26 protein-coding genes are annotated in these 23529 nt (G+C 68.9%); 17 read left to right on the plus strand and 9 right to left on the minus strand.

What is annotated here, in order from left to right:
- Window positions 1-153 precede the first annotated feature (153 nt).
- Together FBZ90_RS13160 and FBZ90_RS13165 are read right to left on the minus strand one after the other, a co-directional pair.
- Entirely contained in the window at window positions 154-615 is a 462-nt protein-coding gene (locus FBZ90_RS13160) for a spore coat protein U domain-containing protein (protein ID WP_145732769.1), read from the minus strand.
- 314 nt (window positions 616-929) lie between these two features.
- Window positions 930-1406 carry a Csu type fimbrial protein gene (locus tag FBZ90_RS13165; RefSeq protein WP_145732771.1) on the minus strand — a complete coding sequence of 159 codons (477 nt, stop codon included), beginning with the start codon at window positions 1404-1406 and terminating at the stop codon, window positions 930-932.
- A gap of 445 nt (window positions 1407-1851) precedes the next feature.
- Between FBZ90_RS13165 and FBZ90_RS13170 the strand changes: the two genes are divergently transcribed.
- The 7 genes from FBZ90_RS13170 (at window position 1852) to FBZ90_RS13200 (ending at window position 8393) form a co-directional block, all read left to right on the plus strand.
- Window positions 1852-2241, plus strand: coding sequence for a response regulator (locus FBZ90_RS13170; protein WP_145732772.1), 390 nt, complete (start codon window positions 1852-1854; stop codon window positions 2239-2241).
- Between the two features lie 6 nt (window positions 2242-2247).
- A complete protein-coding gene (locus tag FBZ90_RS13175) occupies window positions 2248-3093 on the plus strand; it encodes a protein phosphatase CheZ (protein WP_145732773.1) in 846 nt (281 codons plus the stop codon).
- 236 nt (window positions 3094-3329) lie between these two features.
- Window positions 3330-3797, plus strand: coding sequence for a cytidine deaminase (gene cdd, locus FBZ90_RS13180; RefSeq protein ID WP_145732774.1), 468 nt, complete (start codon window positions 3330-3332; stop codon window positions 3795-3797).
- 20 nt (window positions 3798-3817) lie between these two features.
- The gene (gene deoC, locus FBZ90_RS13185; RefSeq protein WP_145732776.1) at window positions 3818-4615 is read left to right on the plus strand and encodes a deoxyribose-phosphate aldolase; all 798 of its coding nucleotides are present in this window, start codon (window positions 3818-3820) and stop codon (window positions 4613-4615) included.
- Between the two features lie 80 nt (window positions 4616-4695).
- Window positions 4696-6018 (plus strand): thymidine phosphorylase, encoded by a 1323-nt coding sequence (gene deoA / locus FBZ90_RS13190; protein WP_145732777.1) that lies wholly within the window; start codon window positions 4696-4698, stop codon window positions 6016-6018.
- Window positions 6019-6209: 191 nt separating this feature from the next.
- Complete coding sequence (locus FBZ90_RS13195; protein ID WP_145732778.1) at window positions 6210-7190, plus strand: response regulator; 981 nt, start codon at window positions 6210-6212, stop codon at window positions 7188-7190.
- 99 nt (window positions 7191-7289) lie between these two features.
- On the plus strand, window positions 7290-8393 hold the full coding sequence (locus FBZ90_RS13200; RefSeq protein WP_145732779.1) for a cation diffusion facilitator family transporter: 1104 nt from the start codon (window positions 7290-7292) through the stop codon (window positions 8391-8393).
- A gap of 123 nt (window positions 8394-8516) precedes the next feature.
- Here the strand turns inward: FBZ90_RS13200 and FBZ90_RS13205 are convergent, their stop codons facing one another.
- From FBZ90_RS13205 to FBZ90_RS13215, 3 genes are all read right to left on the minus strand, one after another.
- Window positions 8517-8864 (minus strand): hypothetical protein, encoded by a 348-nt coding sequence (locus FBZ90_RS13205; RefSeq protein WP_145732780.1) that lies wholly within the window; start codon window positions 8862-8864, stop codon window positions 8517-8519.
- Between the two features lie 66 nt (window positions 8865-8930).
- Complete coding sequence (locus FBZ90_RS13210; RefSeq protein WP_145732782.1) at window positions 8931-9698, minus strand: methyltransferase domain-containing protein; 768 nt, start codon at window positions 9696-9698, stop codon at window positions 8931-8933.
- Window positions 9699-9778: 80 nt separating this feature from the next.
- Window positions 9779-10405, minus strand: a complete 627-nt coding sequence (locus FBZ90_RS13215) for a TVP38/TMEM64 family protein (protein WP_186455792.1) — start codon at window positions 10403-10405, stop codon at window positions 9779-9781.
- Window positions 10406-10630: 225 nt separating this feature from the next.
- Between FBZ90_RS13215 and rpmH the strand changes: the two genes are divergently transcribed.
- The 6 genes from rpmH to argB all read left to right on the plus strand — a co-directional run bounded on the left by rpmH (window position 10631) and on the right by argB (window position 15302).
- Window positions 10631-10765, plus strand: coding sequence for a 50S ribosomal protein L34 (gene rpmH / locus FBZ90_RS13220; protein ID WP_044558639.1), 135 nt, complete (start codon window positions 10631-10633; stop codon window positions 10763-10765).
- A gap of 8 nt (window positions 10766-10773) precedes the next feature.
- Entirely contained in the window at window positions 10774-11235 is a 462-nt protein-coding gene (rnpA, locus tag FBZ90_RS13225; protein WP_145732784.1) for a ribonuclease P protein component, read from the plus strand.
- The gene (gene yidD / locus FBZ90_RS13230; protein WP_145732785.1) at window positions 11232-11543 is read left to right on the plus strand and encodes a membrane protein insertion efficiency factor YidD; all 312 of its coding nucleotides are present in this window, start codon (window positions 11232-11234) and stop codon (window positions 11541-11543) included. Before rnpA ends, yidD begins: the two co-directional genes overlap by 4 nt.
- Window positions 11544-11611: 68 nt before the next feature.
- Window positions 11612-13351, plus strand: a complete 1740-nt coding sequence (gene yidC, locus FBZ90_RS13235; RefSeq protein ID WP_145732787.1) for a membrane protein insertase YidC — start codon at window positions 11612-11614, stop codon at window positions 13349-13351.
- Window positions 13352-13579: 228 nt separating this feature from the next.
- On the plus strand, window positions 13580-14245 hold the full coding sequence (gene yihA / locus FBZ90_RS13240) for a ribosome biogenesis GTP-binding protein YihA/YsxC (RefSeq protein ID WP_145610552.1): 666 nt from the start codon (window positions 13580-13582) through the stop codon (window positions 14243-14245).
- A gap of 130 nt (window positions 14246-14375) precedes the next feature.
- Entirely contained in the window at window positions 14376-15302 is a 927-nt protein-coding gene (gene argB / locus FBZ90_RS13245) for an acetylglutamate kinase (RefSeq protein ID WP_145732788.1), read from the plus strand.
- Between the two features lie 205 nt (window positions 15303-15507).
- Here the strand turns inward: argB and FBZ90_RS13250 are convergent, their stop codons facing one another.
- The 3 genes from FBZ90_RS13250 to FBZ90_RS13260 all read right to left on the minus strand — a co-directional run bounded on the left by FBZ90_RS13250 (window position 15508) and on the right by FBZ90_RS13260 (window position 18970).
- Window positions 15508-15852: a hypothetical protein gene (locus tag FBZ90_RS13250; RefSeq protein WP_145732789.1), complete on the minus strand. Its 345-nt coding sequence runs from the start codon at window positions 15850-15852 to the stop codon at window positions 15508-15510.
- 80 nt (window positions 15853-15932) lie between these two features.
- A complete protein-coding gene (locus tag FBZ90_RS13255; protein WP_145732791.1) occupies window positions 15933-17180 on the minus strand; it encodes a DUF2336 domain-containing protein in 1248 nt (415 codons plus the stop codon).
- Window positions 17180-18970, minus strand: coding sequence for a sensor domain-containing diguanylate cyclase (locus FBZ90_RS13260; protein WP_145732792.1), 1791 nt, complete (start codon window positions 18968-18970; stop codon window positions 17180-17182). Before FBZ90_RS13260 ends, FBZ90_RS13255 begins: the two co-directional genes overlap by 1 nt.
- A 220-nt stretch (window positions 18971-19190) precedes the next feature.
- Between FBZ90_RS13260 and FBZ90_RS13265 the strand changes: the two genes are divergently transcribed.
- The 4 genes from FBZ90_RS13265 to FBZ90_RS13280 all read left to right on the plus strand — a co-directional run bounded on the left by FBZ90_RS13265 (window position 19191) and on the right by FBZ90_RS13280 (window position 22762).
- Window positions 19191-19931: a pyrimidine 5'-nucleotidase gene (locus FBZ90_RS13265; RefSeq protein ID WP_145732793.1), complete on the plus strand. Its 741-nt coding sequence runs from the start codon at window positions 19191-19193 to the stop codon at window positions 19929-19931.
- A gap of 160 nt (window positions 19932-20091) precedes the next feature.
- The gene (gene dapD / locus FBZ90_RS13270; protein WP_145732795.1) at window positions 20092-20937 is read left to right on the plus strand and encodes a 2,3,4,5-tetrahydropyridine-2,6-dicarboxylate N-succinyltransferase; all 846 of its coding nucleotides are present in this window, start codon (window positions 20092-20094) and stop codon (window positions 20935-20937) included.
- A gap of 5 nt (window positions 20938-20942) precedes the next feature.
- Window positions 20943-22160 carry a succinyl-diaminopimelate desuccinylase gene (dapE, locus tag FBZ90_RS13275; RefSeq protein ID WP_145732796.1) on the plus strand — a complete coding sequence of 406 codons (1218 nt, stop codon included), beginning with the start codon at window positions 20943-20945 and terminating at the stop codon, window positions 22158-22160.
- Window positions 22157-22762, plus strand: coding sequence for a hypothetical protein (locus FBZ90_RS13280; RefSeq protein WP_145732797.1), 606 nt, complete (start codon window positions 22157-22159; stop codon window positions 22760-22762). The genes dapE and FBZ90_RS13280 overlap by 4 nt, the downstream gene beginning before the upstream one ends.
- A gap of 26 nt (window positions 22763-22788) precedes the next feature.
- Here FBZ90_RS13280 and truA read toward each other — a convergent pair whose 3' ends face one another.
- A complete protein-coding gene (gene truA / locus FBZ90_RS13285; protein WP_145732798.1) occupies window positions 22789-23529 on the minus strand; it encodes a tRNA pseudouridine(38-40) synthase TruA in 741 nt (246 codons plus the stop codon).

Here is a 23529-nt window from a genome sequence, read left to right on the forward strand (position 1 = left end):
GCTTCCCCAGATTAACCGACTGCCCCCGCCGAATATACCCCGGCCAGAAGATCAAGCGTTTAGGGGCGTGACCTTCAGGATACGAAATGGCAACGGCCCCGCCTGGTCAACCAGGCGGGGCCGTTTTGCTTGTGCGCTGGTGTGGCTGGCGGCTCACTTGCCCTGGATGGTGATGGTGAGGGTGTCGGTGTAGCTGCCGGCGATGGCCTGGGCGTTGGCGGGGACGGTGACGGCGACGGTGGCGGTCTTGTTGAACTGGGCGGAGGAGCGGACGACGTTGACGCTGCTGCCGCTGGACTGGCCGTCGTAGATGGGGGTGTAGCTGACGGGCTGGGCGCCGGTGGCGTTGGACTTCAGGGTGCCGCCGTTGGCGGAGGTGACGCTGATCTGGTAGCCGGCGCCGTCGTTGCAGGTCTCGACCACGCTGCCGACGGTGACGGCGTTGGAGCCGGAGAGGATGTTCAGCTGGGCACCGGCGTCGGTGACGGCCACGGTGCAGGTCTGGGCGACGGTGCTGTTCAGCTGGATGGTGCCCGAGGCGCCGGCGGCGGCGAAGGCGGGGGCGGCGGCCAGGGAAGCGGCGGCGATCAGGGCGGCGGCGGCGAAGCGGATCATGACGGTGGTTCCTATCGGTTCGGCTGGGCTTGTTGCCCGTCTGCTTGATGGGAGAGGTAACAGCAAACGGGGGGCCAGAACCGGGACCGCGCCGGGCTTATTTGTTAACGCATTGATAAGGTTAATATATCGGATTTATGCCGGCCGGGCCTGTCGGGCGCGGCAGCCCAACCCTTGCGTTCCGCAGTGGGCGGAAGGTCAGGAACGCAAGCGAATCAATGCATTAGGATTTGCCGTTCGCCAGGGTCGGCCCGGACGCGCGAACGGGCGCCCCGGCCGGGGGCGCCCTTTTGGTCCGGCGAAGAGGGGGCGGCTTACTTGCCGGCGATGGTGATGGTCAGGGTGTCGGCGTAGCTGCCGGCGATGGCCTGGGCGTTGGCCGGGACGGTCACGGACACGGCGGCGGTCTTGTTGAACTGGGCGCCGGAGCGGGTGACGGCGAAGCTGGAGCCCGAGCCGCTGGTGCCGTCGTAGGACGTGGTGTAGCTGATGGCCTGGGCGCCGGTGGCGCTGGACTTCAGGGTGCCGTTGTTGGCCGAGGCGACGGTGATGGTGTAGCCGGCGCCGTCGTTGCAGTTCTCGACCACGCTGCCGACCGCCACGTTGCTGGAGCCGGACAGGATGTTCAGGGTGGCGCCGGCATCGGTCACCGCCACGGTGCAGGTCTGAGCGACCGTGCTGTTCAGCTGGATGGTGCCCGACGTGCCGGCGGCGGCGAAGGCGGGGGCGGCGAACAGGGCGCTGGAGACCAGGGCGGCGGTGGCGGCGGCGGCGGCGATGCGGCGGATCATGGCAGAGGTTCCCATCGGTTCGGCGCGGCTTCGGCGCCAAGTTTGTTCATGCCAAGTTATTAAGCATCCACCGTGCCAAGTACCGCGCCTTCCCAGACCGGCGTTCACCAAAATTCAACGAATTCATTTTACTGTTTGGTTGAACCGGGTTGGAACGCCGTCCAACCCTTAGACGCCGCATGTCGGCGACCCGCCGGGTCGCTGCAACTTGCATCACGCCCTTGGGATAGGTTCTTTTGATAATGCATTGCAATATGCAAATACGCCCAAAAGCCTCCCCATTTGCCCCACCGCCATGGCGGGGCTTCTTCTTTCGACACTCCCCATACGGGTGGGTGATGGGCGACAACCCAGACTCGTGTTAGGGTCTGCCGGGATTCACATTAATAGCCCCCCGGTGGCCCCGCCCACCGTATCGCCAAGTACCCTCCGGAGACATGTTCCTATGGCCAAGGCCTCTGCCACCCCCGTCCTCGTTGTCGACGACTACGCCACCATGCGCCGCATCGTGCGCAATCTGCTGACCCAGATCGGCTTCACCCAGATCGAAGAGGCCGCCGATGGCGCGGAGGCCCTGGGCAAGCTGCGCGGCTCCAACGTCGGGCTGGTCATTTCCGACTGGAACATGGAGCCCATGACCGGCCTGCAGCTGCTGAAGGAAGTGCGCGCGGACGTCCGCCTGAAGGGCACGCCCTTCATCATGGTCACCGCCGAGTCCAAGACGGAAAACGTGGTTGCCGCCAAGGAAGCCGGCGTCAACAACTACATCGTGAAGCCGTTCAACGCCGAAACGCTGAAAAAGAAGATCGAGAGCGTCCTCGGCACGCTGGAGTAACCCCGCATGGGCCAGAAGACGGGTGTGGTTGAAACGGCGGCCCTGACGGCCGCCGATTACACCGCCATTGAGGCCGAGCTGCTGAACGATCCGCGGACCCGCGCCTTTCTGGAAAAGCGCGACGCCCATATGCGGAACGTGGGGGCGGCGGCCGGTGGGGATCTGCTGGGCGCCTTGCGGGCCGAGGTCGGCAAGCTGCAGTCCATGAGTCATCAGCTGGGCGACGGCAGCATCGCTATCGCCGGCCAGCATCCGCACATGCACATGATGCGGCAGGAACTGCGGCAGCTGTCCTCGCATATTGAGCAGACGAAGCAGGAAATCGCCCAGATGGTGCCCAAGGATTCGGCCAACAGCCGCATTCTGGCCGCCACCTCGGAGCTGGACGCCATCGTCACCGCAACGGAGCGGGCGACCAGCGACATCCTGTCCGCCGCGGAAGCCATCCAGGCCACCACCGAACGGTTGGCCCGCACCGGCCACATCGACGTCATCGAGATCGCCACCGATATCGAAAACCACGTCATGTCCATCCTGCTGGCCTGCAGCTTCCAGGACATCACCGGCCAGCGCACCACCAAGGTGGTGAACACCCTGCGCTATATCGAGCATCGGGTGGCGGCGATGATCGGCATCTGGGGGGTGGAAGGCAACGGCGATGCGATGATGCCGACCAAGCCCGGCGACACCCGGCCCGATGCGCATCTGCTGAACGGCCCGGCCCTGAACGACGTCAGCCAGGACAACATCGACGCCCTGTTCAACGCCGCCGGCGCGCCGGCGGCGGCTCCCAAGCCCGCCGCGCCAACCGGCCCCAGCAGTCAGTCGGATATCGACGCCCTGTTCGACTAAGGCGCGATGTCTGGCTGAAGGCCGGCGCCTTAGTCGAACAGCCGTACCGATCCTACCGAAAGCGGTCCCCCAAGGACCGCTTTCGTATTTGTGGGCCTTGTGATTTCCTACGGGGTAGGCACTCCCAAGACTTGACCATTTGGTCAGGTTGTGGCGGTGTCCAGGGTGTGGCGGCGTGGTCCTTGCCGCTTCAACCGCGTTGGACAAACACCCACCCGCCAGAGCCCAGGCCCCACATGTCCGCACCTCCGCCCGCCCCTGTGCCCCCGCACCCTGTGCCCACACCGGCATCGCCCGCGCTGTTCACGGCCGCCGCCGCCGCGCGCCTGCATGCCCATGCGCCCTATTCCCGTTTCCTGGTGGGCGCGGCTCTTCGCACGGCGGACGGCACCGTCTTCGTCGGCGCCAATGTGGAGAACGCGGCCTATCCCCAGGGCCAGTGCGCGGAGGCCAGCGCCATCGGCGCCATGGTGGCCGGCGGCGCCAAGCGGATCGCGGAAATCGTCGTCATCGGCGCGCCGGCCGACCCGAACGTTGACGCGTCGGGACTGTGCACGCCCTGCGGCGGCTGTCGCCAGCGCCTGCGCGAATTTTCCGCCCCCGATACCCTGATCCATGTAGCGGGGCCGGAGGGGGTGCGCGCCACCTTCACCATGGACCAGCTGCTGCCCTTTTCCTTCGGGCCGGATAACCTCAGTTTCTAACGGGTTGAGCTGTTGACGCCATGACCGATCCCCAGACGAAAGAGGGCCAGGATCTGGCCCGCCGCGCCCTGCCCCTGCTGGACCTCACCAGCCTGAACGAGGAGGAGGACGAGGCCACGACCGACGCGCTGTGCGCGCGGGCCGTCACTTCGGCCGGGCGGGTCGCCGCCGTCTGCCTGTGGCCCAGCTTCATTCCCCAGGCCCGGGGACGTTTGGCCGGCACCGGCGTGCGCATCGCCACGGTGGTGAACTTCCCCGGCGGCAGCCTGTCGCCGGAAAAGGTGGCGGAGCAGACGGCCGCAGCACTGGCCGATGGCGCGGATGAGATCGACGTGGTCATCCCCTATCACAGCATCATGCATTACCCGAACAGCACCCAGCCGGATGAGGTGCTGGCCGCCACGCGGGAGGCGGCGGGCGACGCCGTGATGAAGGTGATCCTGGAAACCGGCAGCCTGGCCAAACCCGTCTTCATTGAAAAGGCGGTGGAGATCGCGGTGCGCAACGGCGCCGATTTCCTGAAGACCTCCACCGGCAAGGTGCAGATCGGCGCCACCCTGGGCGCCGCCCGCATCATGCTGGAAGCCTGCCGCGACAGCCTGAAGCCCGACAGCCCCCGCCGCGTGGGCTTCAAGGCGTCGGGCGGCATTCGCGACCTGGACGGCGCGCGGGATTATCTGGCGCTGGCCGACAAGATCTGCGGCCCTGACTGGGCCAGCCCCGCCACCTTCCGCTTCGGCGCTTCGGGCCTGCTGGACGCCCTGCTGGCAGCCCTGGGCCAAGGTGACGGGCGCCCAGCCGCGACCAGCGGATATTAACCTCCCTTCCATCGCCCCCTTCCATCGCCCCCGTCACGGCCGCCCCTTGGCCGCTGTCCCCTTCGTGAACGGACCATCCCATGCTTCCCCAAGAAATCATCCGCCAGAAGCGCGACGGCGGCCGCCTGAGCGCCGCCGACATCACCGATTTCGTGCGTGGCCTGACCGACGGCCGGGTCACGGAGGGCCAGGCCGCGGCCTTCGCCATGGCGGTCTATTTCCAGGGGCTGGAGATGGAGGAGCGCGTGGCCCTGACCCGCGCCATGACCCAATCCGGCACGGTGATGGAATGGCGCTCGCAAGATCTGCCGGGGCCCATCCTGGACAAGCATTCCACCGGCGGCGTCGGCGACAAGGTCAGCCTGCTGCTGGCGCCCCTGGTGGCGGCCTGCGGCGGCTTCGTCCCCATGCTGTCCGGGCGGGGCCTGGGCCACACCGGCGGCACCTTCGACAAGATGGAAAGCATCCCCGGCTATGTCGTGCAGCCGGACCTGGGGACGCTGCGCCAGGTGGTGCGGGAGGTGGGCTGCGCCGTCATCGGCGCCACAGCCGACCTGGCACCCGCCGACCGCCGCCTCTATTCCATCCGCGACGTGACCGCGACGGTGGAGAGCATAGACCTCATCACCGCCTCCATCCTGTCCAAGAAGCTGGCCGCCGGCCTGGACGGCCTGGTGATGGACGTGAAGTTCGGCAGCGGCGCCTTCATGGCGCAGTATGACAAGGCGGAAGCGCTGGCCCGCAGCATCGCCAGCGTGGCGCGGGGCGCCGGCCTGCCGACCGTGTCGCTGCTGACCGACATGAACGAGGTGCTGGGCACCACCGCCGGCAACGCGGTCGAGGTGGCGGAGTGCGTGGCCATCCTGAAAGGCGACGCGCCCGAATCCCGGCTGTGGGAGGTGACGCGCGACCTGACGGCGGAGTTGATCCTGCTGGGCGGCCTGGCCACCGACCTCACGGAGGCCCGCGCCAAGGTGGACCGGGCACTGGCCGATGGCAGCGCCGCCGACCGCTTCAGCCGCATGGTGGCGGCCCTGGGCGGCCCCGCCGACTTCCTGGAACGGTCTGAGGCCTACCTGGCGGCGGCCCCGGTGGTGCGCGACATCCATGCCGTGGAGGCCGGCACCGTCACCGCCATCGACACCCGCGCCGTAGGCATCGCCGTGGTGGCGCTGGGCGGCGGGCGTACCCGGCCACAGGATGGCGTGGACCATCGCGTGGGCTTCACCGCCATCGCGGGTTTGGGCGACCGGGTCGGCCCCGGCGGCCGGCCGCTGGCCCAGGTCCATGCCGCGACCGAAGCCGACGCGGAGGCCGCCGTGGCGGCCTTGGCGGCGGCCTACACCGTGGGCGGGGGGCCCGCCCGGCGCGGCCCGACGGTGGCGGATCGCATCACCGGCTAACCCAGGAGTGGGGATGGATCGGCGGGGGCTATCCTTTCGGGGGCGCCCCCATTCTCAGAGGCCGGCCCTCTCGCATTCATTGCATTATTGGGGGCGAGCGGCCATGATTCCGTGTCGTCGTTGGGCTGTCGGAATGATCGGCGCCCACCGGCCGGTTATCCCCCATCACTCGCGCCCCTGCCGTCCGCCTCATGTCCCTTGACCTCAGCAAGATCCAGACCCTGCTGGTTGACGCCGACCTGAACACCCGGCGCATCCTGCGCGCCATGCTGGCGCGCATGGGCATGGACAAGGTGACGGATCACGCCACCCTGGCGGAGGCCGCCGGCAGTCCCGCCACCATCGACCTGGTCATCCTGGATGCCGACCAGGCGGACGGTGCTGCGCTGCGCTGGATCCACGCCATCCGCCACGGCCTGACGACGCTCAACCCCTTCGTCGGCGCCATCGTCATGACCTGGAACCCGACGCAGCAGATGCTGATCCGCTTCGCCAGTTCCGGCGCCGACGACATCCTGGTGAAGCCCTACTCGCCCAAGCAGGTGCAGGAGCGGCTGGTCAACCTGGTGGAGAACCGCAAGAAATTCGTCGTCACCAGCGACTATATCGGCCCCGACCGGCGGCGCGCGCCCCGCGAGGGCCAGGTGATACAGCTGATCGATGTGCCCAATCCCCCCCGCCTGAAATGCACGGGCGAGTTCGACCGCGTGAACATCCACGAGCTGACCGCCCAGGCGGCCCGCGTCATCGACGCCGAGAAGGTGGTGCGCCACGGCTTCCAGGTCGCCTTCCTGGTGGAGTTCGCCCTGCCCGGCCTGTCGACCCAACCGCCGGAGAAGCGCGCCATGGACCACGCCCTGCGCGTGACCAGCGTGCTGGAGGATCTGGAGCGGCGCCTGCCGCCGGGCGACTTGCGGGTGGAGGCCACGAACCACATCCGCCGCATGGAAACCCTGCTGGGCATCCTGAAGACCCGCCACACCCTGCCCCCCCATGAGCTGGAGCAGCTGCGCCAGGACGCCCATGCCCTGATGGGCCTGACCAGCCGCGTGGATGATGCGGAAAAGCGCATGAACGAGGTGCTGGCCGCCGTCGCCGGCTATCGTACCCGGCTGGACCAGCTGACCCTGGCCAAGAACGCGGCTGACGCGACGCCCGCCACCGCCGGCTGATGCCTGCGGCATAAGCCCACCGGCCACCGAGCCCATGGCCCCCCGGCGCCGCCCACGGTATGGTTGCCACCCCAGCCCACCACGGTACGCCCGCAGCCCATGGCCCCGCACGATCACGACCCTTCCAGCACTTCGCCGGCCCCAACCGCGCCGACCCACGGCCATGACCACAGCCATGGCGCGGGGCATGATCATGGGCACGACCATGACGCCCACGGCTGCGCCGGGCATGACCACGGGCACGATCATCATGGCCATGATCATGACGGGCACGATCACGACCACCATGGACACAGCCATGGCCTGGGCGGGCATCACCATGCCGCACCGGCCGATGCCGGCGCGGCCTTCGCCATCGGCATCGCCCTGAACCTGGCCTATGTCGGGGCGGAAGCGTTCTATGGATTCGTCAGCAACTCGCTGGCGCTGCTGGCGGACGCGGGTCACAATCTGTCCGACGTGCTGGGCCTGACCGCCAGCTGGGTGGCGGTGATCCTGGCGCGGCGCCAGCCCTCCAGCCGCTATACCTACGGCCTGGGCGGCAGTTCCATCCTGGCGGCCCTGGCCAACGCCGTGGCCCTGCTGCTGGTCACCGGCGGCATCGCGTGGGAGGCCTTGCGCCGATTCGCCGAGCCCGAGCCTGCGTCGCCCACCATCATGATGTGGGTCGCGGCCGGCGGCATCCTGGTCAATGGCGGCACCGCCCTGCTGTTCATGCGCGGCTCCCAGCACGACCTGAACCTGCGCAGCGCCTTCCTGCACCTGGCGTCCGACGCCCTGGTCACCCTGGGCGTGGTCATCGCCGGCGCCCTGATCCTATGGACGGGGTGGAGCTGGCTGGACCCGGTCATCAGCCTGGTGATCAGCGTGGTCATCGTGCTGGGCACCTGGTCGCTGTTGCGCGAATCGCTGAACCTGGCGCTGAACGCCGTGCCGGCCGGCGTGGACATCGCCGCCGTGCGCGCCTACTTGGCGGCCCTGCCGGGGGTGACGGAGGTGCACGACCTGCACGTCTGGGCGCTCAGCACCACCGACACGGCCCTGACCGCCCACCTGGTGCGCCCGGACAACGCGGACGGCGACCGCCTGCTGGCGGAAATCTGCCGCGACCTGAAGGCGCGCTTCCGCATCAACCATGCCACCGTCCAAGTGGAAACCGGCCTGGGCGAGCCCTGCGCGCTGGCGCCGGACAGCGTGGTGTAAAGGGAAGCGCAGCGACCTAGGACGCGACTGCGTCCGCCGCAGGTTTCCGGGAAGCGACGCGGACTGGAAACCGAGGATAGCCAAGGGCCAGACGGCCCGCCGGCGCCTGAGGTAACGGAAAAGCTAATCTTCTTCTTTGTGGCACGACGCCTTGATCGTGCCCCCCGCCTCGCACAGCATGCCGGTGGAGGACTTGAAGTTGCCGCCGGCCACGCGCCGCATGCTGATGCCGTTGCTGAACTGCACCCAGCTGCCGGCCCCCCAATGGGCGGTGATGCCGTTGGAGAAGGATAGGTTGCCGTCCGGCAGGCGCGACACCACCACGCCGTTGTCGTAGTGGATGACGCCCTTCTCCTCCGTCGCCGACAGGCCGTTGGTGCATTCCACCACCTGGTCCGTCTGCTCACAAAAGAACGGCTTATTCCCGCCGGTCATCACCAGGGCGTAGACGGCGACCTCAAGGACGGTCATGGGGCCTCATGCGCGAAAAAGGGAAACGACGCCCCATTGTCCGTCCTTCCCCGCGTGCCGTCAATTTCACGCCCGCGTGGCCACGATGAACAGCCGGCGGAAGGGGAACAGGGTGCGGCCATCCGGACGGCGGGGATAGGCGGAGGCCAGCGCCGCGCGGTACCGCTCCGTGAAATCGGCCAGTTCAGCCCCCGTCAGCGTTTCCAGGACCGGCAGCATGGCCGTGGCCCGGGTCCATTCCAGCACCGGGTCGGGGCCGTCCAGCACGTGCAGGTATTCCGTCTCCCATACATTCACGTGGGCGGCGGCGGGGGACAGCCAGTCATAATACTGGGCGGGATCGTGCACCGGCGCCTCCCTCAGCCGGCCCTCCAATACCGCCGCCCACGGCCCTTCCGCCGCCACCCGCCGCAGCAAGGTGTGGGAAGGGGAGGCGAAGTTGCGCGGCATCTGCACCGCCATCACGCCCCCCGGCGCCACCGCGTCGAACAGCCGGGGGAACAGCGCCGCGTGCCCCTCCACCCATTGCAGGGCGGCGTTGGAGAACAGCAGGTCGACCGGCGCCTTGGGGCGCCAATGGCGGATATCGCCCAGTTCCCAGGCGACGCGGGCGTCCAGCAGGGCGGCGCGGCCCAGCATGGCGGGGGAGCTGTCGATGCCCGCCACCTCCGCCCCGGACCAGCGGCTGGCCAGGGCCATGGTCAGCTTGCCGGGCCCACAGCCCAGATCGACCACGGTGGCGGGCTTGCACGGCGGCAGTGCCGCGATCAGGTCATGCCCGGGCCGGGCACGGGCCGCCTCGAACAGACCATACTGCGCTGGATCCCAAGCCATGGGCGGTCCCTCTTGTCAGTGATTCGGGCCCTAAACATAGGGACCTTATACATAGGGGGCGAATCGGCCGTGCGGCAGGCTCAAGCCCGATGACGGAAGGTGCGGATGAGCACCGGCGCCAGGGCCAGCAATGCCAACGCCACCAGGGGGCCGCCCACTTCCGGCCGCAGCAGCAGCCCCAGGCCCGGCCGCTCGCCCGCGGCCAGCAAGGCCGGCAGGCGGGCCCCCAGCAGGGCGTAAAGGAACTGGGGTGGATAGGCGCCCAGCGCCGTGCCGGCCGCGAAGACGGGCAGGGGCATGCGAATCGCCGCCGCCAGCACGTTGATGGCGGAGAAGGGCATGACGGGCAGCAGGCGCAGGACCAGGATGACCGCCCAGGGTTGCCGCGCCATCGGCTTCAGCCAGCCCGGCAGCCTTGCTGCCAGCCCACCGGCGCCGGCGCGCCGCAACGCCAGGAAAACCACGGTTCCGCCCAAGGTGCTGCCCGCCACCGACAGCAGGGCGCCCAGCGGCGCGCCGAACGCGTATCCGGCCCCCAGGCTGACCACCGTGGCCGCCGGCAGGGAGAAGGCGGCCACGCCCAAGGCCACGCCGAACACGGCCGCCGCCGCCCAGGCGGGATGCTGGTCAACCAGATCGGAGAGGTCGCGCAGGCGGCTGGCCAGGGCGTCCACCGTCAACCAGTGGTGCCCACCGGCCGCCAACACCACAAGAAGCCCCCCCAGCAAAAGGCCAAGAGGCAGCAGACGCCGTATCCGAGAGACAGGCGTCCGTGATGGACGAACCGCGTCCATGCTTTCATAATGGCGAGACGCCTTCTCTACAGGCAATGCGGCCATCCTTTCGACGAAGAACAGGCGCATTGACTCTGCGCCGGGCCGCCACTATACAACGCCCTTCCATTTTCCAGTTTTTTATCCGGAGTATCCGTCGTGAAGCGTACGTTCCAGCCGAGCAAGCTCGTGCGTGCCCGCCGCCATGGCTTCCGCGCCCGCATGGCCACCCCCGGCGGTCGCAAGGTTCTGGCCCGCCGTCGCGCCCAGGGCCGCAAGCGTCTGTCGGCCTAAGGTCGAAGATGGCGCCCCGGCGCGCAGCCGTGGTGGGGCGCCTCCTGAAACGGTCGGAGTTTCTGGCCGTTGCCGGGGCGCGCCGTAAATGGGCAACCCCCGGCCTGATTCTGCAAGCCCGTGCCCACGACGATCGCCAGCGGCCTGCCGCCGGCGACGTTTTGGTGCGCGTGGGCTTTACCGCCAGTAAAAAGGTCGGCAACGCCGTCAAGCGCAATCGCGCCCGGCGACGCCTTCGCGCGGCCGTGCGCGAGGTGCTGGCCCTGCATGGCAAGCCCAACAATGATTTCGTGGTGATCGCGCGCGGTGAAACCGTGACGCGGCGCTATGCTGATTTGTTGGCTGACCTGACCCTGGCCTTGAAAAAGCTGGGCGCCTGGACAGAGGGCGCCCGGGCTATTGTCATGCCCGCGGCCCAGCCGGCGCCCGCCGGACCGTCCTCGGACACCGCCCCCGGCGCCGCGTCATGAGCCCGTTGGCCCGCCTTCTTCGCCTTCCCATCCATGCCTACCGGCTGCTGCTGGCCCCGCTGCTGGGGCCGCGCTGCCGGTTCGAACCCAGCTGTTCGGCCTATGCGCTGGAGGCGTTGGCCGTTCATGGGGGCCTCAAGGGGGCGTGGCTGGCCGTCCGCCGCATCGCCCGCTGCCACCCCTGGGGGGCCGGGGGCCTCGATCCGGTGCCGCCGGCGACGTCCGGCCCATCCGAATCGGCCCCATCGCGGCGTCATTCGCCTGACATTCATTGCTGCCATATGGACGGGGGCCGCGCGGCCCGTTAGGGTCCTGCCGCCGTCTGTTTCCAAAGATTGCCGCCATCGCCGGCCGGGGTCGTGTGGGAAGTGATTACATGAGCGATCAGAAGAACCTGTTCATTGCCTTGGGCCTGTCGGCCGCCATTTTGGTGGGCTTCCACTATTTCTACGAGGCGCCGCGCCAGCGCGCCCTGCAGGAGGCGCGGGCCAAGCAGGAAGCGGCCCAGGCCCTGGCGGCACCCAATACCACCCCAGGGGCCGCGCCGGGTGCTGCCCCCACCGGGGCCCCGGGCGCCGTGGCCTCGGGCGGTGTGGCCGACGCCCTGCGTGACCGCGCCACCGTGCTGAGCGAAGGCCAGCGCGTCACCATCCGCACTCCGCGCCTGGTCGGCAGCCTGAACCTGCGCGGCGGCCGCTTCGACGACCTCAGCCTGCAGGACTACCGCGAGACGGTGGACAAGAGCAGCCCGGCCGTCACCCTGCTGTCGCCCAGCGGCGCCCCCGGCGCCTATTTCGCGGAATACGGCTGGACCGCCAACGGCGCCACCGTCCCCGGCCCCACCACCGACTGGCAGGCCGACGGGACGGAACTGACGCCGGATCACCCGGTCACCCTGCGCTGGGACAACGGCCAGGGACTGACGTTCGAGCGCAAGGTGGCGGTCGACGCCAACTTCATGTTCACGGTCACCCAAAAGGTGACGAACAACGGCGCCGCCGCCGTCACCCTTTACCCCTACGCCCGCATCGCGCGGGCCAGCCACCCGACGCTGGTCGGTTCCTACATGCTGCATGAGGGCCCCATCGGCCTGATGGACGGCACGCTGAAGGAGATCAGCTACAAGGATGTGAGCGGCGAAACCTCCAAGTCCTTCGAGACCAAGGGCGGCTGGCTGGGCATCACCGACAAGTACTGGCTGGTCAGCCTGGTGCCGGACCAGGCCAAGAGCCTGACGGCCCACGTCACCCACCAGGAGAAGGGTGACCTGTACCAGACCGACTATGCCGAGCCGTCGGTGACGCTGGAGGCCGGGCAGAGCACCGAGGATACCGAGCGCCTGTTCGCCGGCGCCAAGGAGATGAGGCTGCTGGACAGCTACCAGGATGAGCAGCACATCCCGCTGTTCAACCGGGCCATCGACTTCGGCCACCTGTGGTTCCTGACCATGCCGTTCTCGGTGGCGCTGGACTTCTTCGGCCGCCTGCTGGGCAACTTCGGCCTGGGCATCATGCTGTTCACCATCTGCCTGCGCACGCTGATGTTCCCGCTGGCGCAGAAGCAGTTCCGCAGCGCCGCCAAGATGAAGAAGCTGCAGCCGCAGGTGGAGGCCATCCGCAAGCGCGCCGGCGACGACAAGCAGAAGGCGTCCATCGAGATGATGGCGCTGTACAAGAAGGAAGGCGCCAACCCCATGACGGGCTGCCTGCCCGTCCTGGTCCAGATGCCGATCTTCTGGTCGCTGTACAAGGTGCTGTCGGTCACCATCGAAATGCGGCACGCGCCCTTCTTCGGTTGGATTCATGACCTGTCGGCGCCCGATCCGACCAGCCTGTTCAACCTGTTCGGCCTGCTGCCCTTCACCCCGCCCGCCTTCCTGCACCTGGGCGTCTGGCCCATCCTGCTGGGCTGCACCATGTTCCTGCTGCAGAAGATGACGCCCACCCCGGGCATGGACCCGACGCAGCAGAAGGTGATGATGACCATGCCTCTGGTCTTCACCTGGATGATGGGCTCCCTGCCCGCCGGCCTGGTGATCTACTATGTGTGGTCCAACCTGTTCAGCGTGACGCAGCAGTACGTGCTGATGCGCCGCATGGGTGTGAAGCCAACTTAAGGAGTGCCCTCAAGCGCCGGGGGCCGGCCTCCGCCGGCTTGGCTTCCTCAGCGAAGCCCCCCATTACACTAACTGGGGGTGCTCGCTCCGGCGGACGCACTCGCGTCCTACAACGGCATGCGGCGTGGCCGCGCACCGTTGGTGCAAGAGGTGTTTTCATACCGCCGGGGGCATGGGACAAAGTTCCATGCCCCCGCGCCATTTCAAGCAAGTGAGAGAGTCCGGCCCATGGCCATCCAGCTGCCCCCCCTGCCCGCCCTGACCCCCATCTCGCCCGAGGCGCTGGAGCAGGGGCGCCTGCTGTTCGCCAAGGAGTGCGAGTTCAAGTGGGGCGCCTCGGCCAAGGACAACCTGCCGCCGCAGGGCCTGCCGGAGGTGGCCTTCGCCGGCCGGTCCAACGTGGGCAAGTCCAGCCTGGTGAACGCCCTGACCGGCCGCAAGACCCTGGCCCGCACCTCACACACCCCAGGCCGGACGCAGCAGCTGAACTTCTTCGACCTGGGTGACCGGCTGTCGCTGGTGGACATGCCAGGCTACGGCTACGCCAAGGAGAGCAAGGACAAGGTGGAGGCGTGGAACGAGTTCGTGCGCGCCTACCTCAAGGGCCGGGTGACCCTGCGCCGCTGCTGCCTGCTGATCGACAGCCGCCATGGCTTCAAGCCCATCGACATGGAGGTCATGGGCATGCTGGACAACGCCGCCGTGGTCTATCAGGTGGTGCTGACCAAGACCGACAAGCTGACACGCCAGGCCCTGAACCACGTGCACGCCGCCACCCAGGCCGCGATCAAGAAGCACCCCGCCGCCCATCCCGAGGTGCTGTTCACCAGCAGCGAGACCGGCCAGGGCGTGCCGGAACTGCGGGCCAGCCTGGCGGCTTTAGCGAATCCGTAACAGGCGTCGGGGCGTCCGCCCCGCTATGCTCGGGACCATCGCCGCACCGGCCGACAGGGGGATTGCCCCGGGGCCGGGTCGGGTATAGATACGAACCGCCCTTCCATCCCGTGACACGGATCCCGAGCCGATGACCGCTGCCACCGCCGCTTCCTCCTCCCTGGCCGCCTCGCGTGAGGATTGGTTGGGCAAGGCCACCACCCTGTCGGAAGCGCTGCCCTACATGCGCCGCTATGCCGGCCAGACCTTCGTCGTGAAGTATGGCGGCCACGCCATGGGCGACGAGCGCCTGGGCGAGATGTTCGCCCGCGACATCGTGTTGCTGAAGCAGGTGGGCATCAACCCCATCGTCGTGCACGGCGGCGGGCCGCAGATCGGCCAGATGCTGGACCGGCTGAAGATCAAGTCCGAGTTCATCGACGGTCTGCGCGTCACCGACAAGGAGACGGTCGAGATCGTTGAGATGGTGCTGTCCGGCTCCATCAACAAGCAGCTGGTGCAGCTGATCAATGACCAGGGCGGCCAGGCCATCGGCATGTCCGGCAAGGACGGCAACCTGATCGAGGCCCGCAAGGTCATGCGCACCAAGCGCGACCCCGACAGCAACATCGAGCGGGTGCTGGACCTGGGCTTCGTGGGAGACCCCTTCAACGTCAACCCGGGCATGATCCGCCGCATCCAGGACGCCGGCCTGATCCCTGTGATCGCCCCCATCGGCTTCGGCCCGCATGGCGAGACGTTCAACATCAACGCCGACACCGCCGCCGGCGCCGTGGCCGCCGCCGTGAACGCCAAGCGCCTGCTGCTGTTGACCGACGTGGCCGGCGTGCTGACCAAGGACAAGACCCTGATCCCCGAGCTGTCGGTGGACCAAGCCAAGGCCCTGATCGCCGACGGCACCGCCAGCGGCGGCATGATCCCCAAGATCGAGACCTGCATCCAGGCGGTGGAAAAGGGCGTCGACGCCTCCGTCATCCTGGACGGCCGCGTGCCCCACGCCATCCTCATGGAAATCTTCACCGAGGGCGGCGCCGGCACCCTGATCGGGCACAAGTAAGTTTCTTGTTCCCTCAATCGCCGGGCGCCGCCATCCGGCGGCTTGGCTTCCTCACGTTTCGGTCCGCTGGCGCTCCCCAAAACGCTCCGGCGGACGCAGTCGCGTCCTACAGCGGCATGAACAGTTCATGCCGCTGACATAGACGCCAAAGCCGTTCCTGAAATGCGAAACGCCGGGTGGATCGCTCCGCCCGGCGCTTTCGTTTTCAGCGCGCCATCACTTCTTCGAGATTCATATCGTCGGTGTCTGCATGAAGCTCAAAACCCTGCAGCATCGCGCGCACCTGCGGACTGTCGCAGGACTGCTCATCAACCCTCTGGTCAGCCTCCTGCTTCACTAAGCTCAGGCCGGTACTCAGAACATCCTCGACTTGTTGCGATGTCTGATCCGGATGCCATTCCCTCATCTGCCGCCTGGCGGCCTCAATCAGGGGGCGGAATTTGTCCTCGAACTTGATCAGGCGGGTATCGGTTGAAGGCAGGCAGCGGACGGCAACGGCCCTCAGGCCTGTGAGCTGCGCTAGATTTCGCAACATCCTGTTTTCGGCCACCCGGCTAGCCTCAGATCGCTGAGCCATGGCCGAAGACGCGGCGAATCCCAGACAGAGGGCCACCGTCAGGCCACACCACCTCACTCCACCCCGAAGAACTCCAACTGCCATTTCATCTCGTCGTCGGTCATGGGGTACTTGGTGCCCTCGCGCGCGTTCAGCACGTTGGACGGGGGGATTTGGGCCAGACGCATCTGCACCTGGCGGGCGGCGCGCATGGTCAGCTTGGCCTTCCAGCACAGGGCGGTGACCCCGCGTGGGCTCTGGCCGGCGATGATCTTTTCCACGATGGGCAGGGGCAAGCCGGACAAGAGCGCCAGGGCGGCCATGACGAAGCCCCGGTCGCCCTGGCCCAGCGCCATGGTCACCGTGTCCTCCGTCAGCTTCTTTTCCTTGTGCAGGCGGCGGGCGCGGTCGGCCGGGCGCTCCTTGGGCGTCTCCTCCTCATCCACCAGGCCATTGCCAATCCCGGTGCCGGCCTTGGCGGCGGGCAGGCGCTGGCGCACGGCCTGGGTGATGGCCTGGCGGGTTTCCGGCGGCAGGTCGCTGCGGCTTTCGAGCACCTTCACCAGGCTGTCGGTGACGAAACCGGCGATGCGGGCCGCCGCCGCCGCCGGCAGATGGGGCCGGCGCACCAGGGGGGCGTGCCAGGGCTCGTGCTTGGGCGCCAGGTCCAGGATGCGGTCCAGCGTCTCTTCCCGGATCTGGGCGCTGGCGTTGCCCAGCAGGCTGGCCACCGCCGCCTCGCGTTCCGTCTGCACGATGGCGTCGGACACGGCGACACTGACGTCGGCGCGTTCGGCGATGGCGCACAGCCGCTCATCCTCCGGCGCGCCGGCGATGATCTCCAGCAGGTCGTCGTCGGTCAGGATGGGGGAATGGCGCAGGACGGGGCCGGAAATGCTGGCGTCCAGGTCGCGGGCCAGTTGCTGGATGACCGTTGGCGGGGCGTTGGGCAGGTCCTTCAGCGCCGCGACCATGACGCCCCGCACCGCCGCCGCGCGATCCCGGGCCAGCGTTTCCAGGATCTGCAGGGTCATGCGCTCGATCTGCCCCACCCGGTCGGCGGACAGCGTGGGCACCAGGGCCGCGATCTTGGAGGCCAGGCCGCTGCGCACGCTCTCATCCACGTCGGTGGACAGCAGCATGTCCGCCTGGCGGGGCGTAGCGTTGTTCAGCGCGATCTCGCGCCGCACGTCGGCACTCTTGTCCGTCGCCAGCAGGTACAGGATTTCCGGCTGGGTCTCGGCGCGGGAGGCGACGAAACGCCGGTCGGCGGTGTCACCGGTGGCCAGCTTCTTGGCGGTATCGTAGTCCAGTCCGCCCATCACGAATCCTTTTCCCTGGGTTCACCGGGTTCCCCGGGGGCCTCTTTCCCGGTGTCGTCACTATAGGCCGGCGCCAGGGTGCGGTGGCCCTTGCCCAGGCGCTTGGCGGCGTACATGCCCTGGTCGCCGCGATCCACCAGGCTTTGCGCCAGTTCACCCCCGCCGCCCCGGTGGACGGCCACGCCCACCGACACGCCCAGCGGCTTTTCCGGTCCGGCCGACAGCGGGCGCAGGAATTCCGCCGCCTCGCGCAGCAGACGGTCGGCCACGGACAGGGCCTGGTCCCCGTCCACCCGGTCCACCCACAGCACAAACTCGTCACCGCCCAGGCGGCCCGCCAGGTCGCCCGGCCGCGCCATGCGGCGCAGCAGGTCGCCCACGGCGCGCAGCACGTCGTCGCCGGCGGTGTGGCCGCGCAGGTCATTCACCGCCTTGAAATTGTCCAGGTCGAAATACAGCAGGGCGGAAGAGCCGCCGGTCTTGGCGCCCAGGCGCTGGCCCAGCAGTTCCATGACGGTGCGGCGGTTGTAGAGGCCGGTCAGGCCGTCCCGCTCGGACAGGGTCTTGAGCCGCTCCTGATAGCGGGCCTGGGCGATGGCGGCCCCCACATGGTCGGCGATGGTGCGGACCATGGAAAGGTCGTCCGCCGACCAGCCGCTGGCCTTGGCGCCCTCACCGCTGGTGTCCTCCGCCGTATTGGTGTCGGCGGCGGGCCGCCAGACCAGGACGGCACCGTTGACCTCATGCCGGAACAGGGTGCGGGCGGCCAGCACGTCATAGCCCGCGGCATGGACCGTCACCGGCCCCTCGCTGCCGGCGGCGCGCTGGGGCAGGCCGGCCAGGACCGTCTCCAGCTCCGGCGGGATGCGCTCCTCCGCCCCCACCGGGGTGCCGACGGGGGTGTAATCGGTTGTGCCCACCGTGCGGGCGCGCAGCGCGGAACCGGCGGCGCCGGTGGCGTTCACCGCCACGCCGGCCGCGATCTCCAGCGTGCGGGCGGGATCGACGTCATCGCGGGTGGAGGAGACGATATAGCCCAGATACTGCTCGCGCAGCCGCACCTGGGCCAGTTCCATGGCCCGCAGCCGGGCATCGGTGATGTCACGGCACGCGCCCCGCGCGCCCGCCCACCGGCCGTCCGGCCCCGTCAGCGGCAGGGCGGAGGAGATGAGGCAGGCCGGGCGGCCATCCGCCGCGCGCAGCCAGACCTCCACCCGCTCGATGGCGTCCCGCGCCTCGAACGGGGACAGGCCGTCGTCGAATTCCGGCAGCAGGAAGTCGTTGGGATGGCGGCCCACCAAATCATCCGGGCGATAGCCGATGGCCCCGGCGGGGGAAACGAAGGCGAACCGCCCGTCCGGCCCGGTTTCCCAGGCGAAGTCGCTGGAGATCTCCACCAGGTCCTTGTACCGCTGGCGCGATTCGGTCAGCGCCTGGCGCAGGCGCCGCTCCAGGGTGGCCATGCGCCCCAGCAACAGGTAGCGGGGCTGGCCGTTCCCGTCCGAGCCGTCCGATCCGTCCACCTGGGGCGGCAGGGCCAGGGGCGTCCACTCCACCACCTCCTGGTCGGGCAGGGGGCTGGAATGGGTGCCCGGCTGCAAGGCGCCGCCATCGGCCACCCAGCGGGACAGCAGGTCCAGCCAACCGTCATCCCGGGTCAGAAGCTGGGCGCCGGCCGGATTGGCGGCGGTGACGGCGCCAGCGGCGTCCATCGCCAAGCCAGGCCCGGCCCAGCCCATCAGCAACGCCTGGCTGTCGGCCCCAGGCGCCACGGACCGGTCATCATGCATATCGGAACCCATGCCCGCGCCTCGCGCCCCAAGCCGCCCGGCTCCCCTCGTGGAGGCCAAGCCCATCTGCCCAAAGGAGTAGCCTACTCAACCGGTGGCGGCAACCAGCCCGGACGGGCACCCAGGGCCGCATTGGGGGACTGCATCGGGATAGGGTCCCCGCGCGGACGGGGCCGTTCCGCGTCTTGCCGCGAACCGGCGCCGGGCCCATGTTGGGGGCATGATGACCGACACAGCCGCCCCCGCCGCCCTCCCCGCCGCCGCCCCGGCAAGCTCCTTCGCCCATATCGACACCTGGATCTTCGATCTGGACAACACGCTGTACCCGGCGGCGTGCGACCTGTTCGCCCAGGTCGATGTGCGTATCGGCGCCTACATCGCCCAGGCGCTGGGCCTGGACGCCGACGCCGCCCGGCGGCTGCAAAAGGACTATTTCCGCCAATACGGCACCAGCCTGCGCGGCCTGATGCTGAACCACGGGGTGCAGCCGGGGCCCTTCCTGGACTATGTCCACGACATCGACGTCAGCGCCATCCTGCCGCAGCCGGCCATGGCCGAAAGCCTGGCGGCCCTGCCGGGGCGCAAGATCATCTACACCAACGGGTCGGCCGGCCATGCGGAGAACGTGATGCGCCGCCTGGGCGTGGCCGACCAGTTCCACGCCGTGTTCGACATCGTGGCGGCGGACTACACCCCCAAACCGGATGCCCAGCCCTACACCACCCTGGTGCGGCGCCATGGCATCGACCCCACCCGCGCCGTGATGGTGGAGGATATCGCCCGCAACCTGGAACCGGCGCGGGCGCTGGGCATGGCCACCGTGCTGGTGGAGACAAACTCGCCTTTCTCCCTGCCCAATCCGGAGGCGCCGCCAACGGCCTTGCCCTATGTGCAGCACCGCATCACCGACGTGCCCGCCTGGCTGGCCCAGGTGGTGACCGATCTGGCCCGGGGCCGGTGAGCGCCCCCACGCAACAATATGTCCGGGAGAGCCTGCTAAAGTAGGATCTGGCTTGTGGCCGCGGGACGTTGACAGGGGGCGAAGCCGCCCGCCATTGTCCCCCCGCCCCCATCGCCCCACCTCTAAAGTCGCCGCCAAGGCGCCATCCGGACGACGCCCCATGACCGCTTTCACCGACCTGCAAAGCCATATCGAGCAAGCGTGGGAAACCCGCGACACCCTCAACGCCAGCACCCACGGCGCCATCCGCGACGCGGTGGACGAGGCGCTGTCGGCCCTGGACCGGGGCGACCTGCGGGTGGCGGAGAAGGTGGACGGCGCCTGGGTGGTGAACCAGTGGCTGAAGAAGGCGGTGCTGCTGTCCTTCCGCCTGACCGACAGCGCGCCGGTGCCGGGCGCCCCGGGTGGCAGCACCTGGTTTGACAAGGTGCCGACCAAGTTCGAGGGCTGGGACGATGCCCGCTTCCGCGCCGCCGGCTTCCGCGCCGTGCCGGGCGCCATCGTGCGCCGCAGCGCCTATATCGCCCCGGGCGTGGTGCTGATGCCCAGCTTCGTCAACATCGGCGCCCGCGTGGGCAAGGGCACCATGGTCGACACCTGGGCCACGGTCGGCTCCTGCGCCCAGATCGGCGCCAACGTCCACCTGTCGGGCGGTGTCGGCATCGGCGGCGTGCTGGAGCCGCTGCAGGCCGGCCCGGTGATCATCGAGGACAACTGCTTCATCGGCGCGCGGTCCGAGGTGGTCGAGGGCGTGGTGGTCGAGGAGGGCGCGGTCCTGTCCATGGGCGTCTACATCGGCGCCAGCACCAAGATCGTCGACCGCACCACGGGTGAGGTGTTCGTGGGCCGCGTGCCCGCCTATTCCGTCGTCGTGCCCGGCAGCCTGCCCGGCAAGCCCCTGCCCGATGGCACGCCCGGCCCCAGCCTGTACTGCGCCGTCATCGTCAAGCGCGTGGACGAGCAGACCCGGGCCAAGACCTCGATCAACGACCTGCTGCGGGACTGATCCCCATGGCCCACGCCTCCCCCACGCCCCCGAACGCCGCGCTGGACCCCACGGATCCGGTGGCGCTGACCCAGGCGCTGATCCGCTGCGCCAGCGTCACGCCGGCCGACGCCGGCGCGCTGGGGGTGCTGGAGGGGGTGCTGGCGCCCCTGGGCTTCACCTGCCACCGCCTGACCTTCACCGAGGACGGGACGGCGCCGGTGGAAAACCTGTACGCCCGCCTGGGCGACGCCGGCCCCAACTTCTGCTTCGCCGGCCATACCGACGTCGTGCCGGTGGGGGATGAGGCGGCATGGACGGTGGCGCCCTTTGCCGGCGACATCATCGACGGCCGGCTGTTCGGCCGCGGCGCCTCGGACATGAAGGGGGCCATCGCCGCCTTCATCGCCGCCGTAGCCCGGCATCGGGCCGCCGGACTGCCCCTGGCCGGCAGCCTCAGCCTGCTGATCACCGGGGATGAGGAAGGCCCGTCCATCAACGGCACGCGCAAGGTGCTGGGCTGGCTGGCGGAACGGGGCGAGGGCCTGGACGCCTGCCTGGTGGGCGAGCCCACCAACCCGCAGCGCCTGGGCCAGATGATGAAGATCGGCCGGCGGGGCAGCATCACCTTCACCCTCACCAGCCTGGGCGCCCAGGGCCACGTGGCCTATCCCCACCTGGCCGACAACCCGCTACCCCGCCTGGCCCAGGCCCTGGCCCGCCTGTCGGGGGAACCGCTGGACCAGGGTACGCCGCACTTTCAGCCCAGCAGCCTGCAGATCACCACCATCGACGTGGGCAACCCCACCACCAACATCATCCCGGCCAAGGGCACGGCGGTGTTCAACGTCCGCTTCAACGACCTGCACAGCCCGGCCAGCCTGGAGGCCCACGTGCGCGGCGTCCTGGCCGAGGTGGGCGGCGCCTGGGATGTGAAGGTCGCGGTCAGCGGCGACGCCTTCCTGACCCCGCCGGGGCAGCTCAGCGCCATCGTTGCGCAGGCGGTTCAATCCGTGACAGGACTGGAGCCCGAGCTGAGCACCAGCGGCGGCACCTCCGACGCGCGCTTCATCAAGAATCATTGCCCGGTGGTGGAGTTCGGTGGCGTGGGCGCCAGCATGCACAAGGTGGATGAGCATATCGCCGTGGAAGACCTGACCCGGCTGACCGACATCTATGCCCGCGTGCTGGTCGACTGGTTCGCCGCCCACGGCGTGGGTCAGGCCCCGGGCGCCACCGCGTGATGGGCGAGCTGGGCCGCAGCCTGGTCAGCGCCCTGCGCCTGGCCTTCCTGGACAAGACGGCCGCCGACCGCTTTCCTGCGGACCGGGCCGGCGCCCTGCGCAGTTTCTGGGTTTTCCTGGTGCTGTTGCCCGGTGTCGTGGCCCTGGACACGGTGGATCGCTGGATGGGCCATCCGCTGACCCCGCTGGGGGATGGCGGGGTGGCCGCGACCATTCCGCTGGCGCGGGCCATTCCCGCCACGCTGCTGGCCTATCTGATCGGTACCTTCGGTTATTTCCTGATGGTGGAGTGCATTCTGCGCCTGATGGGCAGCCGCACGCAGTTTCCCCGCTTCATCGCCGCCTTCAACTGGAGCGGCATCGTCGCCCTGCTGGTGGCGCTGCCCCTCTCCATCCTGGCGCACAGCGGTCACGTGTCCATGCCCATGGGGGCGGCCATCATGGCGGTCACCTATTTCTGGAGCCTGTTCTACGAGGCCTACGTGACCCGCGCCGCGCTGGGCTGCGGCTGGGTGACGGCCACCAGCTTCGTCATCCTGGACGTGATCACGAGCGACCTGGCCACCACCCTGGTGCATGCGCCGCTGATGGCGGCCCCCTGATGGCGGCAAGCTGAAGCGCCTAAATCCTACTCATACCATGCTTCGGTGAAGTACAGCCCATCGGGCGGCGCCGTCTGGCCGGCGGCGGCGCGGTCGCGCGCCTCCAGCGCCCGGGTCACGTCGTCGGGCGTCCACTTGCCCTCGCCCACCAGGCGCAGGGTGCCGATCATATTGCGGATCTGGTGGTGCAGGAAGGACCGGGCGCGGGCCACCATGTGGATCTCCTGCCCCACCCGGCTCACCGTCAGCAGGCTCAGCGTCTTCACCGGACTCTTGGCCTGGCAGATGCTGGCGCGGAAGCTGGTGAAGTCATGGTTGCCCACCAGGCGCTGGGCGCCTTCGTTCATGGCGTCGGCGTCCAGGACCGTGGGGATGTGCCAGGCCCGGCCGATGTCCAGCGCCAGCGGCGCCCGGCGGTTGACGATGCGATAGAGATAGGCGCGGCCCTTGCAGGACAGGCGGGCGTGGAAGTCGTCGTCCACCGCCTCCACCGTCACCACGGCCACCGGCTCGGGCCGCAGGTGGAAGTTCAGAGCGTCGCGCACCGTGTCGGCCTTGGTCGGCTTTTCCAGGTCGAAATGGCAGACCTGGCCCAGGGCATGGACGCCGGCGTCGGTGCGGCCGGCGGCATGCACCCGCACCACCTCGCCCGAGAAGCGCCGGATGGCCTCTTCCAGGCAGGCCTGGACGGAGGGGCCGTGCGGCTGCAGCTGCCAGCCCTGATAGGGCCGGCCATCATATTCGACGGTGAGTTTCCAGCGCGGCAT

It is taken from the genome of Nitrospirillum pindoramense (assembly GCF_007827955.1).
Classification (GTDB): Bacteria; Pseudomonadota; Alphaproteobacteria; order Azospirillales; family Azospirillaceae; genus Nitrospirillum; species Nitrospirillum amazonense_B.